Annotated in this window: 16 protein-coding genes and 1 pseudogene; 8 read left to right on the top strand and 9 right to left on the bottom strand. The window is 64.3% G+C overall.

Annotated elements, in window-relative coordinates; genetic code table 11:
* Positions 1-78: 78 nt before the first annotated feature.
* A complete protein-coding gene (locus NKI47_RS15335; protein ID WP_023676376.1) occupies positions 79-2,358 on the top strand; it encodes an NADP-dependent malic enzyme in 2,280 nt (759 codons plus the stop codon).
* 183 nt (positions 2,359-2,541) lie between these two features.
* On the opposite strand, the gene NKI47_RS15330 is transcribed toward NKI47_RS15335, so the two are convergent.
* Entirely contained in the window at positions 2,542-3,534 is a 993-nt protein-coding gene (locus NKI47_RS15330; RefSeq protein ID WP_352591197.1) for an adenosine kinase, read from the bottom strand.
* A gap of 213 nt (positions 3,535-3,747) precedes the next feature.
* On the opposite strand from NKI47_RS15330, the gene NKI47_RS15325 reads away from it, so the two are divergent.
* Positions 3,748-4,509, top strand: a complete 762-nt coding sequence (locus NKI47_RS15325; RefSeq protein ID WP_352591194.1) for a sulfate transporter family protein — start codon at positions 3,748-3,750, stop codon at positions 4,507-4,509.
* Here the strand turns inward: NKI47_RS15325 and NKI47_RS15320 are convergent.
* The 4 genes from NKI47_RS15320 to NKI47_RS15305 form a co-directional block, all read right to left on the bottom strand.
* Complete coding sequence (locus NKI47_RS15320; protein ID WP_352591191.1) at positions 4,440-5,438, bottom strand: proline racemase family protein; 999 nt, start codon at positions 5,436-5,438, stop codon at positions 4,440-4,442. The genes NKI47_RS15325 and NKI47_RS15320 overlap by 70 nt on opposite strands.
* A gap of 14 nt (positions 5,439-5,452) precedes the next feature.
* Positions 5,453-6,253: an isocitrate lyase/PEP mutase family protein gene (locus NKI47_RS15315; RefSeq protein WP_352591188.1), complete on the bottom strand. Its 801-nt coding sequence runs from the start codon at positions 6,251-6,253 to the stop codon at positions 5,453-5,455.
* 77 nt (positions 6,254-6,330) lie between these two features.
* Entirely contained in the window at positions 6,331-7,188 is an 858-nt protein-coding gene (locus NKI47_RS15310) for a hypothetical protein (protein WP_352591185.1), read from the bottom strand.
* Between the two features lie 77 nt (positions 7,189-7,265).
* The gene (locus NKI47_RS15305; RefSeq protein WP_352591182.1) at positions 7,266-7,676 is read right to left on the bottom strand and encodes an SRPBCC family protein; all 411 of its coding nucleotides are present in this window, start codon (positions 7,674-7,676) and stop codon (positions 7,266-7,268) included.
* Between the two features lie 82 nt (positions 7,677-7,758).
* Between NKI47_RS15305 and NKI47_RS15300 the strand changes: the two genes are divergently transcribed.
* The gene (locus tag NKI47_RS15300; RefSeq protein ID WP_352591179.1) at positions 7,759-8,343 is read left to right on the top strand and encodes a TetR/AcrR family transcriptional regulator; all 585 of its coding nucleotides are present in this window, start codon (positions 7,759-7,761) and stop codon (positions 8,341-8,343) included.
* 33 nt (positions 8,344-8,376) lie between these two features.
* Here NKI47_RS15300 and NKI47_RS15295 read toward each other — a convergent pair whose 3' ends face one another.
* The 3 genes from NKI47_RS15295 to NKI47_RS15285 all read right to left on the bottom strand — a co-directional run bounded on the left by NKI47_RS15295 (position 8,377) and on the right by NKI47_RS15285 (position 10,073).
* Positions 8,377-9,033: an HAD family hydrolase gene (locus NKI47_RS15295; protein ID WP_352570216.1), complete on the bottom strand. Its 657-nt coding sequence runs from the start codon at positions 9,031-9,033 to the stop codon at positions 8,377-8,379.
* Positions 9,033-9,518 carry a dUTP diphosphatase gene (gene dut, locus NKI47_RS15290; RefSeq protein WP_023717930.1) on the bottom strand — a complete coding sequence of 162 codons (486 nt, stop codon included), beginning with the start codon at positions 9,516-9,518 and terminating at the stop codon, positions 9,033-9,035. Before dut ends, NKI47_RS15295 begins: the two co-directional genes overlap by 1 nt.
* A gap of 84 nt (positions 9,519-9,602) precedes the next feature.
* Positions 9,603-10,073: an Lrp/AsnC family transcriptional regulator gene (locus NKI47_RS15285; RefSeq protein ID WP_352591176.1), complete on the bottom strand. Its 471-nt coding sequence runs from the start codon at positions 10,071-10,073 to the stop codon at positions 9,603-9,605.
* A gap of 115 nt (positions 10,074-10,188) precedes the next feature.
* Here NKI47_RS15285 and NKI47_RS15280 point away from each other — a divergent pair, with 115 nt between their 5' ends.
* Positions 10,189-10,404, top strand: a complete 216-nt coding sequence (locus NKI47_RS15280; RefSeq protein ID WP_023717932.1) for a DUF6356 family protein — start codon at positions 10,189-10,191, stop codon at positions 10,402-10,404.
* Between the two features lie 172 nt (positions 10,405-10,576).
* Positions 10,577-11,950, top strand: coding sequence for an amidase (locus tag NKI47_RS15275; RefSeq protein WP_352591173.1), 1,374 nt, complete (start codon positions 10,577-10,579; stop codon positions 11,948-11,950).
* Here the strand turns inward: NKI47_RS15275 and NKI47_RS15270 are convergent.
* Complete coding sequence (locus tag NKI47_RS15270) at positions 11,944-13,020, bottom strand: NAD(P)/FAD-dependent oxidoreductase (protein WP_352591170.1); 1,077 nt, start codon at positions 13,018-13,020, stop codon at positions 11,944-11,946. The genes NKI47_RS15275 and NKI47_RS15270 overlap by 7 nt on opposite strands.
* A 117-nt stretch (positions 13,021-13,137) precedes the next feature.
* On the opposite strand from NKI47_RS15270, the gene NKI47_RS15265 reads away from it, so the two are divergent.
* The 3 genes and pseudogenes from NKI47_RS15265 (at position 13,138) to NKI47_RS15255 (ending at position 15,279) form a co-directional block, all read left to right on the top strand.
* Complete coding sequence (locus tag NKI47_RS15265; RefSeq protein ID WP_352591167.1) at positions 13,138-13,728, top strand: TetR family transcriptional regulator C-terminal domain-containing protein; 591 nt, start codon at positions 13,138-13,140, stop codon at positions 13,726-13,728.
* Between the two features lie 4 nt (positions 13,729-13,732).
* A pseudogene (locus NKI47_RS15260) lies at positions 13,733-14,650 on the top strand (haloalkane dehalogenase).
* 266 nt (positions 14,651-14,916) lie between these two features.
* Positions 14,917-15,279 carry a hypothetical protein gene (locus NKI47_RS15255; protein WP_352458662.1) on the top strand — a complete coding sequence of 121 codons (363 nt, stop codon included), beginning with the start codon at positions 14,917-14,919 and terminating at the stop codon, positions 15,277-15,279.
* Position 15,280: the final 1 nt, after the last annotated feature.

Below are 15,280 nucleotides of genomic sequence, written 5' to 3'. Positions count from 1 at the left end.
AATCCCGAACCTTCCACAAAAGAAAGCATGCGCACCCATCTCAAGCGGTGCCGTACGGGCGAGGAAACCAAAAGTACCATGGCCAAGAAAACCGAAAGCAACGGGCCCTCCGTCAGCGCCCAGGAGGCATTGGAATTCCACGCCATGGGCCGTCCGGGCAAGCTGGAGATCGTCGCCACAAAACCGATGGCGACGCAGCGCGATCTCAGCCTCGCCTATTCGCCGGGCGTCGCCGTGCCGGTTCTCGCCATCGCCGAGGACCCGAGCCGCGCCTTCGACTACACGGTTCGCGGCAACATGGTCGCCGTCATCTCCAACGGCACCGCTATCCTCGGCCTCGGCAATCTCGGCGCGCTGGCCTCCAAGCCGGTGATGGAAGGCAAGGCGGTGCTGTTCAAGCGCTTCGCCGATGTCGATTCCATCGACCTCGAGGTCGATACCGAGGATGCCGACGAATTCATCAACTGCGTGCGCTTTCTCGGCCCCTCCTTCGGCGGCATCAACCTCGAGGACATCAAGGCGCCGGAGTGCTTCATCATCGAGCAGCGGCTGCGCGAGCTGATGGACATCCCGGTCTTCCATGACGACCAGCACGGCACCGCCATCATCTCGGCCGCCGGCCTGATCAACGCGCTGGAAATCACCGGCCGCGACATGAAGACCACGAAAATGGTCTGCAACGGCGCCGGTGCTGCCGGCATCGCCTGCATCGAATTGATGAAGGCGATGGGCTTTGCGCCTGAGAATATCATCCTTTGCGACACCAAGGGCGTCGTCTTCCAGGGTCGCACCGAAGGCATGAACCAGTGGAAATCGGCGCACGCCGTGAAAACCGGCGCGCGCTCGCTGGCCGAGGCGCTGGACGGCGCCGACGTGTTCCTCGGCCTCTCGGCCAAAGGCACGCTGACCACCAAAATGGTGCAGTCGATGGCCAAGAACCCGATCATCTTCGCCATGGCCAATCCCGACCCCGAGATCACGCCGGAGGAAGTCGCCGAGATCCGCACCGACGCCATCATGGCGACGGGACGGTCCGACTATCCCAACCAGGTCAACAACGTGCTTGGCTTCCCCTACATCTTCCGCGGCGCGCTGGATGTGCGGGCGACCACCATCAACGACGACATGAAGATCGCCGCGGCCAAAGCGCTCGCCGAACTGGCGCGCCAGGACGTGCCCGACGACGTCGCCGCCGCCTACCAGGGCATGCGGCCGAAATTCGGCCCCAACTACATCATCCCGGTGCCGTTCGACCCGCGCCTGATCTCGGCCATTCCGATTGCGGTGGCCAAAGCGGCGATGGACTCCGGCGTCGCGCGCAAGCCGATCCTCGATCTCGACCGCTACGCGCAGGAGCTTTCCGCCCGCCGCGACCCGATCGCCTCGACGCTGCAGCGCATCTACGACCGGGTGCGCCGCCAGCCCAAGCGCATCGTCTTTGCCGAGGGCGAGGAGGAGCAGGTGATGCGCGCCGCCGTCTCCTATGTGAACCAGCGGCTCGGCACCGCCATCCTGCTCGGCCGCGACGACATCATCAAGGAAAACGCCAGGAACGCCGGCATCGACCTCGGCAAGCAAGGCATCGAGATCATCAATGCGCGGCTGTCGCGGCGCAACTCGGTCTACACCGACTATCTCTACGAGCGCATGCAGCGCAAAGGCTTTCTGTTCCGCGACTGCCAGCGGCTGATCAACAACGACCGCAACCATTTCGCCGCCTGCATGGTGGCGCTGGGCGATGCCGACGGCATCGTCACCGGCGTTACCCGTAACTATTCGACGGCGCTCGACGACATCCGCCGCGTCATCGACGCAAGGCCCGGCCATTGCGTCATCGGCGTGTCGATCGTGCTCGCGCGCGGTCGCACCGTCCTCGTTGCCGACACCGCGGTGCACGACATGCCGGATGCCGTCGAGATCGCCGACATCGCCGAGGAAGCCGCCGGCTTCGCCCGCCGCATGGGCTACGAGCCGAGGCTCGCCATGCTCGCCTATTCGACCTTCGGCCATCCGCAGGGCGAGCGCTCCGAGCGCGTCCAGGAAGCGGTGCGCATCCTCGACAAGCGCCGCGTCGATTTCGAGTATGACGGCGAGATGGCCGCCGACGTGGCGCTCAACGCCCGCGCCATGGCGCAGTACCCGTTCATCAGGCTGACCGGCCCCGCCAACGTGCTGGTCATGCCGGCCTTCCACTCGGCCTCGATCTCGACCAAGATGCTGCAGGAGCTCGGCGGCTCGACCGTCATCGGCCCGCTGCTGGTCGGCCTGAACAAGCCGGTTCAGATCGTCTCGCTCAACGCCAAGGATTCAGACATCGTCAACATGGCGGCGATTGCGGCGTATAGCGCGGGGGCTTGAGGAGCGCGTAGCGGCAGCACCTCTTTCCTTCTCCCCCTGTGGGAGAAGGTGGCCGAGCGAAGCTCGGTCGGATGAGGGGTGCTCCAGTTTGGCACCGGCAGCACTCCGTCCAGCACCCCTCAACCGTCTCGGCGCTGCGCGCCGATCCACCTTCTCCCCCAGGGGGAGAAGGAAGAGATGCCGCTACAGCAGCCCGGCCTGCTCGGCCTCTCTGCGCAAATTCTGGCGTGGCCTTGGGCCTATCTGCTGGATGACCAGCCCGGCTGCCAGCGAGCCGAGATCGCCGCACTGCTTCAGGCTGCGGCCTTGCGTGTAGCCGTAGAGGAAGCCGGCGGCATAGAGGTCGCCGGCGCCGGTGGTGTCGACCAGCTCGCGGATCCTGGTCGCATTTATGGTCACGGTCTCGTCGCCGCGCACGATCACCGAGCCCTTTTCCGAGCGGGTGACGGCGGCGATCTTGCAGTCCTTGCGGATCCGCGCCAGCGCTTCGTCGAACGACGCGGTCTGGTAGAGCGACTTGATCTCGTGGCTGTTGGCAAAGACGATGTCGACGGTGCCGGAGCGCATCAGATCGAGGAACTCGTCGCGGTAGCGGTCGACGCAGAACGAATCCGACAATGTCATCGACACTTCGCGCCCGGCGGCGTGGGCGAGTTTCGCCGTCTGCCGGATCGCTTCCTTGGCGCGCGGCGGGTCCCACAGATAGCCCTCGAAATAGGTGACGGCGGCGCCCGACGCCTTGTCGGCCTCGACGTCCTCCGGGCCGAGTTCGACGCAGGCGCCGAGATAGGTGTTCATCGAGCGCTCGCCGTCCGGCGTGACGAAGATCATCGAGCGCGCCGTCGGTGGCTCGCCGCTGAGCGGCCGGGTGTCGAAGGCGACGCCCTGGGCATGGATGTCATGCGCGTAGATTTCGCCGAGCGCGTCGTTGGAGACCTTGCCGAAGAAAGCGGCGCGGCCGCCGAAGGAGGCGACGCCCGCCGCCGTGTTGCCGGCGCTGCCGCCCGAGGCTTCGATGGCCGGGCCCATGCGGCTGTAGAGCAGTTCGGCGCGCCTCGTGTCGATCAAATTCATCGCGCCCTTGATGATGCCGTTCGTCTCCAGGAACGCCTCGTCGCACTGGGCGATGATGTCGACGATGGCATTTCCGACACAAAGCACGTCATAGTCCGGCATCAATTCATGTCTCCGCCAAAAACCCACCGGCTTTCTGCCACGCCGGGCGCGGGCGGGTCTAGCGGTTTGATGCGGCTTTGCCTAGGCCGCGAGTTATAAATCCGGGCAGAACGCATGCTTCGTATCGCGCGGTTTGCGCTTGTCTCGCGACCTGTCTCCGCCTATCCCGAAATATCGCCCATGGGCCTCGTTTGACATGGAATTGGAAACGCCGTGATCCTCGACGCCGCCCGTGCCGCCTTGAGCCGGCTGTTCTCGCCCGAATTCCGTTCTGTGTTCCTGAAGACGCTGGGGCTGACCTTGCTGGCGCTGGCGGCGCTTTGGTTCGGGATCAAGAGCTTGTTCGAATGGCTGGCCTGGCCGTGGATCGATGCATGGCTCCCCGCCCTACCCTCCTGGGCCGGATGGCTGGGCGCCGTCGTCGCCGGCATCGGCCTTGCGCTGGGCTTGGCGCTGCTCATCGCGCCGGTGACGGCGATCATCGCCGGCCTGTTCCTCGACGACGTCGCCGAAGTGGTCGAGCGCACGGATTATCCAAACGACCCGCCCGGCCGCGCCGTGCCGGCGTTGCGCTCGCTGGTGCTGGCGATCCGATTTTTCGGCGTCGTTATCCTCGGCAACATCGTCGCCCTGCTGCTGCTCTTGGTGCCGGGCGTGAACATCGCCGCTTTCTTCATCGTCAATGGGTATCTGCTCGGACGCGAGTTCTTCGAATTCGCCGCCATGCGCTTTCGCCCGGAGGCCGAGGCCAAGGCGCTGCGCAGAAAGCACTCCATCACCGTGTTCCTGGCCGGGCTGGTGGTCGCCGCTTTCCTCGCCGTGCCGCTACTCAATCTTCTGACGCCGCTGTTCGCCGCCGTCATGATGGTGCACCTGCACAAGGCGATCTCGGCACGGGAAGGGAGCTATCTCAGCAGAAAACCCCTGCCCAGTTCGTCGTCGTCCTCGACGATGAATTCGGCCCGCCCTGAGTAATAGGCGCGGCCGCCGACGCGGGCGATGATGGCGTCATGCGGCCCGGCTGTGGCCGTGCGTACGACGGCGCCGGAAAAGCGCGAGCCGGCGATGCTCTCGAACAGCCGCGTCCGGCCAATCTCGATCTGGCCCTTGGCGTGCATGGCCGCCAGCCGCGCGGTGACGCCGGAGCCGGTCGGCGAACGGTCGACCTCGGCGTCGGCGAAAACGCAGATGTTTTTGGTCGGCGTATCGGAGAACGCATCCTGTCCGTCGGTCAGGATGGTGCCGTAGAGAAAGGCGAGATCAGCATGGTCGGGATGCGACAGCGGCAATTCGGCCTTCAGCTTATCGGTCAGCGCGGTCGCTGCATCGACGAAATCGCGGACGCGGTTCCTGCCAAATTCCAGCCCGAACTGGCGGCAGTCGGCCAGTGCATAGAAGGCGCCGCCATAGGCGATGTCGAAGCCGACCGGACCATAGCCCGGCAGCTCGATCCGCTGGTCGCCGGTGAACAGAAACGCCGGCACGCTTTCGAAGGACACCGCGCCGGCCTTGCCATCCTTTACCTCGACCGCAGCCGAAATCAGCCCGCATGGCGCCTCGATATTGACGGTCGTCATCGGCTCGCGTGGCGCCACCAGCCGCTCGTCGACGGAGTAGCGGCCGAGCGCGACGATGGCGTGGCCGCACATCGTCGAATAGCCCTCATTGTGCATGAACAGCACCGCGAGGTCGGCGCCCGGCAGGTCGGGCTCCACCAGCAGTGCGCCATACATGTCGTAATGGCCGCGCGGCTCGAACATCAGGATCTTTCTGAGATGATCGAGATGGTCGCGCACATAGGCACGCTTTTCGAGGATCGTGCCCTTGGGAATGTCGGGGTAGCCGCCGGTGACGATCCGCAGCGGCTCGCCACCGGTGTGCATGTCGACGACGGTGAGCGTCATTCGCCGGGCCCGACCTAGGCTGAAGATTTGGCAAACAGCGCCTGCAGCTTGCCGAACGGCATGGCGGCGCGGGTGAAGCCGAAGGTGCCATCCTGCTGGATCTCGCGCGCCGCGGTCTCCAGCATGCCGAAGGCGAAATTGGTCAGCCATGGGCCGAGCGAGATGCGCTTTACCCCCGCCACGGCAAGATCGGCGATGGTGAAGCCGGGCCTGGCCATGACGTTGACCGGCTTGGTCACCGCCGAGCAGACGGTTCGCACCATCTCGATGTCGCCCAGGCCCGGTGCATAGAGCACGTCGGCGCCGGCTTTCTCGAAAGCCTGCAGCCGCTTGATCGTGTCGTCGAGATCGGGCTTGCCCCACAGGAAATTCTCGGCCCGCGCGGTGAAGACGAAATCGCGTTTCAGTGCCCGTGCCGCTTCCGCCGCCGCGACGCGATCGACGGCATGCGAAAAATCATAGATCGGCTTGGCGGGCTCGCCGGTATGGTCCTCGATCGAGCAGCCGGCGAGGCCAGCCGCCTCGGCGGCGAAGATGGTCTCGCCGGCACTTGTCGCGCTGTCGCCCTTGCCCTTTTCGAGGTCGGCCGAAACCGGCAGCCCGGTCGCCGCTGACACTTCACGGCAATGATGGATCATCGCCTCGAACGTCACCGCGCCGTCCGGCAGGCCGCGCGAAAAGGCAAAGCCGGCGCTGGTCGTGGCCAGCGCCTTGAAGCCGAATGAGGCCAAGAGCTTGGTCGTGCCGACGTCCCATGAATTGGCCATGACGAAGATCGATGTATGCAGGTCGCGAAAAATCTTGCCCTTATCCATGGATGCTCCCCTCCGGTGCGGATTATGAAGGAAATTCTAGCCCGGCGGAACGCGCCGGGCAAATAATTGCGGTTGGCTCAGAAGCGTTTGGCGTTCTCTCCTGCCAATCGGTCCAGCGCATCGGAATCCTTGACGTAACGCGAAGCGTTTTTGTCCCAATGATAGGTGACGGAAATGTCGCGCGAAGACGCCTCTGGCGGCGGCTGGCCGTCGCAGCTTTCATCGCCCGGCACTGTCGCGTCGGTCACCGTAACCTTGATGGCTGCATAGGGCTGGCCGTCGGCCGTCGCCTGGAAGGCCGCATTCTGCGTCCTTCGGTTGGTGCAGAGGTTTTCGTCGAACGTATAGATCATGTCGATCAGCTCGAACCTGTCGTTGCGGACCATGACCAGCGGCGCGATCACATAGCCCTGGCTCGAATTGAAATGCGTGCTCGTGGTGATGATGACGTCATCGCCGGGCCCGATCGACAGCTTGCCCGGATCGCGAAAGTAGGTGCTGCGGTCGACGGCAACATTGACCGCGTCGAGCAAGGCCGGCTTGCCGGTGATGTCGTAGAGTGCCAGCACTGCATAGCCCTCGGCGCTGTCAGGCGAGTCGCCGAGGTCGAGCAGCATCGCCAGCCGGTCCTTGCCGCCGGCCTTGATGTCGAGCACGTCGCCGCTGGAAAGACCCGACGTCGCCGGCGGCGAGCCGTCGTAGTCCGGTCCAGCGATGTGGCGCATCTCGATCGGAATCGAACCCCGGAAAAAGCCGTCCTTGTCCGCCGCCAGATCGGGAATGACCATCCTGGCGAGATCGAGATAGGTGACATCGCCGTGGCCGGGGACAGCGCTGCCGAGCTCCGGGAAGCTGACGGCCTCCGCGCTAGCCGTCGTCCAAAGACAGGGCAGCAGCAGGCAGGCAAAGATGAAACGAAGCAGGGAGAAGGTCATGCGCGCGCGCTCGTTATGTCGGGCGCGCGCAAGCTAGAGCATTTTGCGGCCAAGAGGAAACACCTGGCGTTGCCTCACTATGTTGGCTTGGCTTGGCTCGCCAGGGTCTGCTGGAAAACCGGCACCAGCTGATCCATGGCGGCTGCGAGCCACGTGCCGAGTTCGTCGGGCAGAGTATCGTGAATCCAGACCAGGCGGCTCCGGCCCTCGCCCTCGGCAAAGACCTGCATGGAGGTGTTATCGTGAGTGACCTCGTCGACGAGCCATCCCCACACGATCCGCCGGCCCTGCTCGTCGCGGGCGATGAGCCGCTCTCGCACGATCTTGCCGTCGGCGAAAGTAAGGACCCGTACGTCGCCCTCATCCACCCGGCAGTCGACGAAAACGCCTGGGGCTATCCGTTGGGCGCCGCCGGCGAAGTCGCCCACCGTCGCCCATACGCTTTCCGGTGAAGCATCTACGATGATTTCCCTGACTATCGAAGCCATGTTTCGCCTTCCCTTCGTTAACAGGTAGACCTGTCTGTCTACATATGGATGTATACAGACCTGTCTGCTATACGGTCAAGGCATGTCCGCAGCCCGAATCAACGATCGTCCCGAAAGTCTTGCGCGCCGCCGCATCCTCGATACGGCGACCGCGCTGTTTTCTCTGGAGGGGGTCCGTGCAGTCGGCATCGACCGCATCATCGCCGAGGCCGGCGTTGCGAAGGCGACGTTCTATCATCACTTCGCGGCCAAGGACGACCTCGTCCGCGCCTATATCGAGGAGATCAGCAAGGGAGGACGGGCGGCAATCGCGAGCCTTGGCCGGCGGCCACCTCGCCTGATGATCCTTGCCGTATTCGATCTCATTGCCGATGCGGCGGATCAGCCGGGCTACCGCGGCTGCCCGTTCCAAAATGCCGCGGCCGAATACCCCGACCCGAGGAGCCCGGTTCGCGAGGCAATCGATAAGCATCGTCACTGGAAGTGGGGCATCCTCAGGGATCTGCTGATCGCTGACGCAAATCCCGATCCGGACCGCACCGCGGACGCGCTAACAGTGGCGGCCGACGGCCTGCTTGTCGTCAGTCATCTCGACAGGCCGGCCAATCTGCGCACTCTCATACGCGACACGGTCGACCGAGTACTTGGGGCGCCGCGCCCGGTCTGAGATCTGGCGCGCATGCAGCCTGCGCAAAGGCGATCAGTGGATCGGCACCAGCCCGGCCAGTTTACGCATGTCGTCGAACAGGATGCCTCCGGCTTCGATCAGTCCATCGCGGTCGGAAAGCGGGTCGCCGTGGTAGGAATAGACGCGCATGCCGGCGGCGATGCCGGCTGCCGTGCCGGCGACGCTGTCCTCGATGACGATGCAGTCGGCGGGCGCGAAGCCCATCGTCGCTGCCGCATGCAGGAAGAGGTCGGGGAACGGCTTGCCGCGCGAGACCATGGTCGAGCTGAACAGCGCATGCTCGAATAGCGGCAGCAGCCCGGTCTGGCCGAGCGTGATGTGCATTTTGGACACCCGTGCCGACGAGGCGACACAGGTGGCGATGCCGGCGGCGTGCACGGTTTCGATGAACTCGCGAACGTTGGGGATGGCCTCGACGCCATGCGCGAACAGGTCCGGCAGGCCGGCGTTCCAGCGCTCGACGAAATCGGCGCCGAGGCTGACGCCGGTCGCCTCGACTTCCTTCTGCACCGAGACCATGCTGCGGCCGGAGAAATTCTTGCGGCAATATTCGAAGCTGGCCGGAAAGCCGGCCGCGGTCAGCCATTCGGCGAGGCGCCGATTGGCCAGGTTCTCGGTGTCGACCAGAACCCCGTCGCAATCGAAGATGACGAGCTTGGGTATTTTCATCAGGCCGTGCCGGTCGATCCGAAGCCGCCCGAGCCGCGCGTTGTGCCGCCAGCCAATGTGCGCTCCTCGACGGTCGCCTGCGTCACCGGGGCGAAGACGATCTGGGCGATCCGCATGCCGCGCGTCACCGCGAAATCCTCGTCGCCGAGATTGATCAGCAGCACCTTGACCTCGCCGCGATAGTCGCTGTCGATGGTGCCCGGCGTGTTGAGGCAGGTGAGCCCGTGCTTGAAGGCGAGGCCCGAACGCGGCCGGACCTGGCCTTCGACGCCCTCCGGAATTTCCAGGACCAGCCCGGTCGGCACCAGCGCGCGCTTTCCCGGCAGGATCAAAAGCGGCCTGTCGTCCGGGACGGCGGCGCGCAGGTCCATGCCGGCGGCGCCCGAGCTTTCATAGGCCGGAAGCGGCAAGCCCTCGCCATGCGGCAGCCTGACGAAGCCGACAGCCGGACCGATGACGGAGGTAGGATAAAGTGCTGCGCGCATGAGGCTGATCCTATCGTCGCGAACGCCGGTTCAGTCAACTCGGCGGCAATGCTATCAACGGCTTTCTTTCAGCACAGTTCCGCTTCAGCGCAGTTCCATCGGAACGACCGTGGTCTCCTTGATCTCCTCCATGACGAAGGAGGCCGAAACGTCCGATAGTGCCACCTTGGCGATCAGCCGTTGATAGAGCCGGTCATAGGCCTTCACATCGGCGACGCGGGCGCGCAGGACATAGTCGAGATCGCCGGACATGCGGTAAGCGGCGGTGATCTCGGCAAAGCCGGTCACCGCCGCTCGGAATCTTTGCAGCCAGCCGGGATCGTGGTTCGAGGTGCGGATCAGGATGAACACCGAAAGGCCGAGCCCAAGCTTGTCGGCGTCGACCAGCGCCACCCGGCCGGTGATGACGCCGTCTTCCTCCAGCCGCTTGACCCGGCGCCAGCAAGCATTGCGCGACAGCGATATTCTTGCCGAGAGCTGGTCGACGGATAGCGTGCCGTCGCGTTGCAGCTCGGCCAGCAATCTCCGGTCTATTTCGTCGATTTCCGGCGTCATGTGAGATGTTTGTCCCAAAATTCAGCCTTTCACAAGGACAATTTGAGACCGATGAACCGAACACCCATGCCAGTATACTCATCGCCGGCTCTTCATGCCGGCAGGAGGGATCGACATGACGGCACGGCTCGCAAGACTTTTCACCTCTCACCCGGCCGCGGTCGGCGAGAGCTATTTCGGCCATATGGCTTTCGCCGCATGGTTCTCGTCGCGATTGTTCATGGCGGCCTTTGCCGCGCTCATTCATGCTTTCTTGCCGTTTCTGTTCGAGACCACGGCAAGCGGCATCATCCGTGAGCTCTATGAGCGGACGCATAACAGAGGACGGTAAGCCGTAGAGGTACCGAGCGCGGCGAGGCCGCTGGACGGCGCCAACGCTCAACGGATCCCGGCAGCGCAATCCCGATCAAGCGCCGCCATCGTCGAAATGTCGAGCCAGGCTTGAAGCCGCGCCGCAATCCGCCATTTTGAGGAGCGCGGCGCGATAGCCCGGAGCATCCACGATGGATATCGTCTTTTCCCCGACGACAGAATTGGCTGCCGCCATTCGCGACCGCAAGATTTCCGCTGTGGAAGCGCTGGACGCGCATCTGACGCAAATTGACAGGCACAATGAGGCGGTCAACGCAGTCGTAACCCTCGATCGGGAAGGTGCGCGGCAACGCGCTGGCAAGGCCGACGAAGCCCAGGCGCGCGGCGAGGCCCTTGGGCCGCTACACGGCGTGCCGTTCACACTGAAGGACACGCACGAAACCGCCGGCATGAGAACCACTGTCGGCTTCCCGGCTTTCGCCGACTATGCCCCGAGGGCAGACAGTCCGGTCGTTGCCCGGCTGAAGGCGGCAGGCGGCATACTGGTGGGCAAGACGAACGTGGCGACAATGCTCGGTGACTGGCAGTCGAGCAATCCGCTGTTCGGCCGCACCGGCAACCCCTGGAATCTCCAGCGCACCGCCGGCGGCTCCAGTGGCGGTGCGGCGGCGGCGCTCGGCACCGGAATGACGCCGTTCGAGGTCGGCACCGACATGCAGGATTCGATCCGGCTGCCCGCTGCCTTTTGCGGCGTCTACGGCCTCAAGCCGACCGAGCACCGCGTCTCGCTCGCCGGCGCCTTCCCCGATCCAGGCGGGGCGCCGCGCAGCGTGAGGCTGATCTCCTGCCTCGGACCGATGGCGCGCAGCGTCGAGGACCTGGCACCGATCTACGGCCTCATTGCCGGGCCGGATGGAAGCGATACCGACCTTGCGCCGGTACCGGTCGAAACCATGCCGGAGCTGGATCTCAGAAATTTGCGGATTGCCGTCGCGCCGTCCTTTCCGGGCTTTCCGGTGGCCGGCGAGATCAGCGCGGCGGTCGAAAGTCTGGCAAAAGAGCTTCAGGCCGCGGGCGCCATCGTCGAGGAAGCTAAGTTGCCGGAGTTCGACCTGCACGACGACCTAGCACAAGGCGGTGCGCTGATCGGCATGATGCTGGAGGCGGCCCAGCCCGAACCGCGGGAGAAGCCGACACCGGTCTCGCGCTGGTTCGAGGCGCTCGCCCGCCGCGACCGCTCCATCCTGGCGTGGGAACGGTTCTTCGACGGCTGCGACGCCTTGCTGTGCCCGGTCGCCATGGCCACCGCCTTCCCGCATTGCGAGCCAGGAACGCCGATCGGGGTCGACGGTAGCGAGCAAAGCTACTGGATGCTGCCGGCCTATGGCGCGGTGTTCAACTACAGCGGCCACCCCGCACTGTCGCTGCCCTGCGGACAGGACAGCAATGGCCTGCCCATCGGACTACAGATTGTTGGCAAACGCTGGTCGGAGTCGCGCCTGCTCGGGATCGCCAGGGCAATCGACCCGCTGGCCGGCGGCTTTCGCCGCCCGCCCGGTTATTGAGTAAACCGCGCCAGCCCGTAGGGATCAAGCAGCGGATCGCGCTCGCCGTCGAGGATTTCGCGGGCGGCGAACAGGCCGACGGCCGGTGCCAGCGTGATGCCGGAATGCATGACCGCGACGTAGACGCCGCTCGTGCCTTCGGCGCGGCCAATGATCGGAAAGCCATCGACTGGCGTCGGCCGGTAGCCAATGGTGTGGAAATCGAGTTCCAGCTCATCCGCGCCGCGTAGCATCGCCTTCATCGCCGCAAACAGGTCGCCGGCGGTGGCCGCGGCATCCATGCCGGGATCGGCGCCGCCGAAATCCGAGCCCGCGATGATGCGGCCTTCCGCCGTCTGGCGCATATGCAGGCGGTCGCCGATCACCAGGCCGTTGAGCAGCTTTTCGTAGGGGCGCGAATGCACGATCAGGCCGGGTGGCGTCTCGATCGGCAGTTCTATCCCGGCTATTGCCGCTAGTGCCGGAGAGCCGGCTCCGGCCGCGATCACCACCTCGTCGGCAGCAATCCGCCCGCCGGATGTATCGACGCCGGCAATCCTGCCGTTGGCTTGCACCAGAGCGGTGACGGTCGTCCCGGCTACAATTCGCGCGCCGCGCCGTTCGGCGTCGGCCAGCAGTGCTTGCGTGGCGGCGACCGGCTCGGCGACACCTTCCTCGGCGACATAAAGGGCGAAATCGGGAAGTTCGGCCAGATTGGGCTCGATACGCGCCGCTCCGGCACGGTCGACACGCTCGATGCCGTAGCCCCATGCGGAGTGCTCGGCCGCATAGGCCTCAAGTTCGGGACGTGGCAGGTCCCACCACAAGCCACCGCACCACTGCAACGGGATGCCGGGCACCTCGTTCGCCAGCCGCGTCCATTCGGCCATCGACCGAATGCGTAGGCGGAAATAGACCTCCGGATTGCCCCAGCTGGCATTGATCCAGGCAAAGGAATTCGGTGTCGCGACGCCGCCGGCGCCGCTGTCGGCAATGACCGTCACCTTTGCTCCGGCCCTGGTCAGGTGCCAGGCGATGGAGGCGCCGATGATGCCGGCGCCGATGACGATGACTTGTTTCGCCGCTGTCATGCTTCACTCCTCGTTCCAACGCCACCACTGCGATGCCATTGCCCGTGGGTTCTGCCAAGAGCGCGCGGTATAAAATATGCTTCTTGACTTTAATACGTACGTACGTATTATACCGGCATGGCTAGACATTCACTTCGCGAAAAACTTCTCGACGCCGGTTTCAAAACCATCTGGAATTCCGGCTATTCGTCCGCCGGCGTACGCGACATCGTCGCCGCGGCCGATGCCCGCCCGGGGTCCTTCACCAATCATTTTGTCTCCAAGGAGGCGTTCACCGGCGAGGTGCTGGACCGCTATTTCGCCTATGTGAGCGGTTTGGTGGAGCAGGCCCTTGCTCGGGACGGCACGCCCCCGGTCGGGCGCTTGCGCCGCTATCTCGAAATCATCACGTCGAAGCTGGAGGCGCATGATTGGGCACGGGGCTGCATGATCGGCAATCTCAGCCTCGAGACGGCGGCTCACAGCGAGGCGCTGAGGCTGCAACTCGTCGCCATTTTCGAACGCTGGCGTAAGCCCTTTGCCGAATGCATCGCCGAGGGCCAGGCGGCTGGCGACATCACCGACGCGTTCGATGCCGAGGACCTCGCCGATTTCCTGTTGAGTTCCTGGCAAGGCGCGATGCTGCGCATGAAGGTGGAGCGCAGTCCCGAACCGCTCGAGCGTTTCAAGAATATCGTCTTCAAAACAGTCTTCGCAAAAAGGAGCTGATCCGATGAACCCGAAACTCGAAAAGCAGCAATCCCGCACAACGGTGCCGCGCTCGCAAGTCGCGGTACTCGATTCCACCATCTCCTATGTCGAGGCAGGTACTGCCGGTCCGACGGTACTCTTCCTGCACGGCAACCCGACGTCGTCCTACATCTGGCGCGACATCATCCCGCATGTGGCGCCGTTCGGCCGCTGCATTGCGCCCGACCTGATCGGCTATGGCCAATCCGGCAAGCCGGACATCGACTATCGCTTCTTCGACCACGTCCGCTATCTCGACGCCTTCATCGAGACGCTTGGCATCACCGACGTGGTGGTCGTCGCGCAGGACTGAGGCACCGCGCTCGCCTTCCATCTCGCGGCCCGGCGGCCGCAGCGGATCCTCGGCCTCGCCTTCATGGAATTCATCCGCCCCTTCGAGAGTTGGGACGATTTTCACCAGCGTCCGCAGGCGCGCGAATTGTTCAAGGCAATGCGCACGCCTGGCGTCGGTGAGAAGCTTGTCCTGGAAGACAACGTCTTCGTCGAAAAGGTGCTGCCGGCTGCGGTGCTGCGCACGATGAGCGATGAGGAAATGGCCTCCTACCGGGCACCGTTCCCGACGCCGCAATCGCGCAAGCCGATCCTGCGGCTGCCGCGCGACCTGCCGATTGAAGGCCAGCCCGCCGATGTCGGTGCCATCAGCGAGCACGACCATCGGGCGCTCCGGCTCTCCTCCTACCCGAAGCTGCTTTTCTCAGGCGATCCGGGGGCCCTCGTCTCGCCGCAGGCGGCACGGGAATTCGCGGCGAGCCTGAAGAGTTGCCGCCTGATCGATCTCGGACCCGGCGCGCATTATCTGCAGGAGGATCATGCCGACAGGATCGGCGCCGCCATTGCCGAGTGGATTCCCGAGATAGCGTTCGAGAGCCATGCGGCCTGACGTCGGGACGTGAACCGGCGGCCGCGGCCGGCGGAGAGGTCGACAGCTTAGCTCTGCCGGTGCCAAGCGATGGAGGCGCCAATGATGCCGTATCCAATGACGATGATGTTCTTGCTCGCGGCCGTGTACCTTCAAACGCCCAGGACTTCTTGCCTTGATTGCCACCATGCTACAGACTTGCCAAGAGCGTTGCCGGGACCGCTCTCGAAGCGGGTCGATGACGATCGCCTCACTGGAAACGTTCAGCTCAATCACATGAGGGTCATTTGCGCCGCTGGATAAAAGGGCTGGTTTTTGCTGCAGCCGGAGCCGCCATTGTCTATGCCGTCTTCTTCGGCCCGCTGCCGATCGTTCGATCTTGGTGGCAGGACGACAACTGGCTGGATCCTTTGCATAAGCGCCATCGCATTGCTGACGGTTTGGTGCTGACCGGGGCGTTGGTTGGGAAATCGCGGGCAGAAGTTGTTGCCATGCTCGGCGAGCCGCCGAAGACGGACTATTTCGAGGACTGGAGTCTGGTTTATATTCTTGGTTCGGAAAGAGGATTTTTTTCGATCGACTCTGAATGGCTGGTTATGCGCCTGGATGACGCTGGCTCGGTCACGCAGGCGGCTATCGTCAGAGACTGAA

It is taken from the genome of Mesorhizobium sp. M0633 (assembly GCF_040320645.1).
Lineage (GTDB): Bacteria > Pseudomonadota > Alphaproteobacteria > Rhizobiales > Rhizobiaceae > Mesorhizobium.
This window is presented reverse-complemented; position numbering and strand designations above follow the sequence as displayed.

What these genes read in the sequence shown, in the direction of transcription:
- NKI47_RS15335 (WP_023676376.1), top strand. Translation starts at nt 79, where the DNA reads ATGGCCAAGAAAACCGAAAGCAACGGGCCCTCCGTCAGCGCCCAGGAG.
- NKI47_RS15330 (WP_352591197.1), bottom strand. Translation starts at nt 3,534, where the DNA reads ATGCCGGACTATGACGTGCTTTGTGTCGGAAATGCCATCGTCGACATC.
- NKI47_RS15320 (WP_352591191.1), bottom strand. Translation starts at nt 5,438, where the DNA reads ATGACGCTCACCGTCGTCGACATGCACACCGGTGGCGAGCCGCTGCGG.
- NKI47_RS15315 (WP_352591188.1), bottom strand. Translation starts at nt 6,253, where the DNA reads ATGGATAAGGGCAAGATTTTTCGCGACCTGCATACATCGATCTTCGTC.
- NKI47_RS15310 (WP_352591185.1), bottom strand. Translation starts at nt 7,188, where the DNA reads ATGACCTTCTCCCTGCTTCGTTTCATCTTTGCCTGCCTGCTGCTGCCC.
- NKI47_RS15305 (WP_352591182.1), bottom strand. Translation starts at nt 7,676, where the DNA reads ATGGCTTCGATAGTCAGGGAAATCATCGTAGATGCTTCACCGGAAAGC.
- NKI47_RS15300 (WP_352591179.1), top strand. Translation starts at nt 7,759, where the DNA reads ATGTCCGCAGCCCGAATCAACGATCGTCCCGAAAGTCTTGCGCGCCGC.
- NKI47_RS15295 (WP_352570216.1), bottom strand. Translation starts at nt 9,033, where the DNA reads ATGAAAATACCCAAGCTCGTCATCTTCGATTGCGACGGGGTTCTGGTC.
- dut (WP_023717930.1), bottom strand. Translation starts at nt 9,518, where the DNA reads ATGCGCGCAGCACTTTATCCTACCTCCGTCATCGGTCCGGCTGTCGGC.
- NKI47_RS15285 (WP_352591176.1), bottom strand. Translation starts at nt 10,073, where the DNA reads ATGACGCCGGAAATCGACGAAATAGACCGGAGATTGCTGGCCGAGCTG.
- NKI47_RS15280 (WP_023717932.1), top strand. Translation starts at nt 10,189, where the DNA reads ATGACGGCACGGCTCGCAAGACTTTTCACCTCTCACCCGGCCGCGGTC.
- NKI47_RS15275 (WP_352591173.1), top strand. Translation starts at nt 10,577, where the DNA reads ATGGATATCGTCTTTTCCCCGACGACAGAATTGGCTGCCGCCATTCGC.
- NKI47_RS15270 (WP_352591170.1), bottom strand. Translation starts at nt 13,020, where the DNA reads ATGACAGCGGCGAAACAAGTCATCGTCATCGGCGCCGGCATCATCGGC.
- NKI47_RS15265 (WP_352591167.1), top strand. Translation starts at nt 13,138, where the DNA reads ATGGCTAGACATTCACTTCGCGAAAAACTTCTCGACGCCGGTTTCAAA.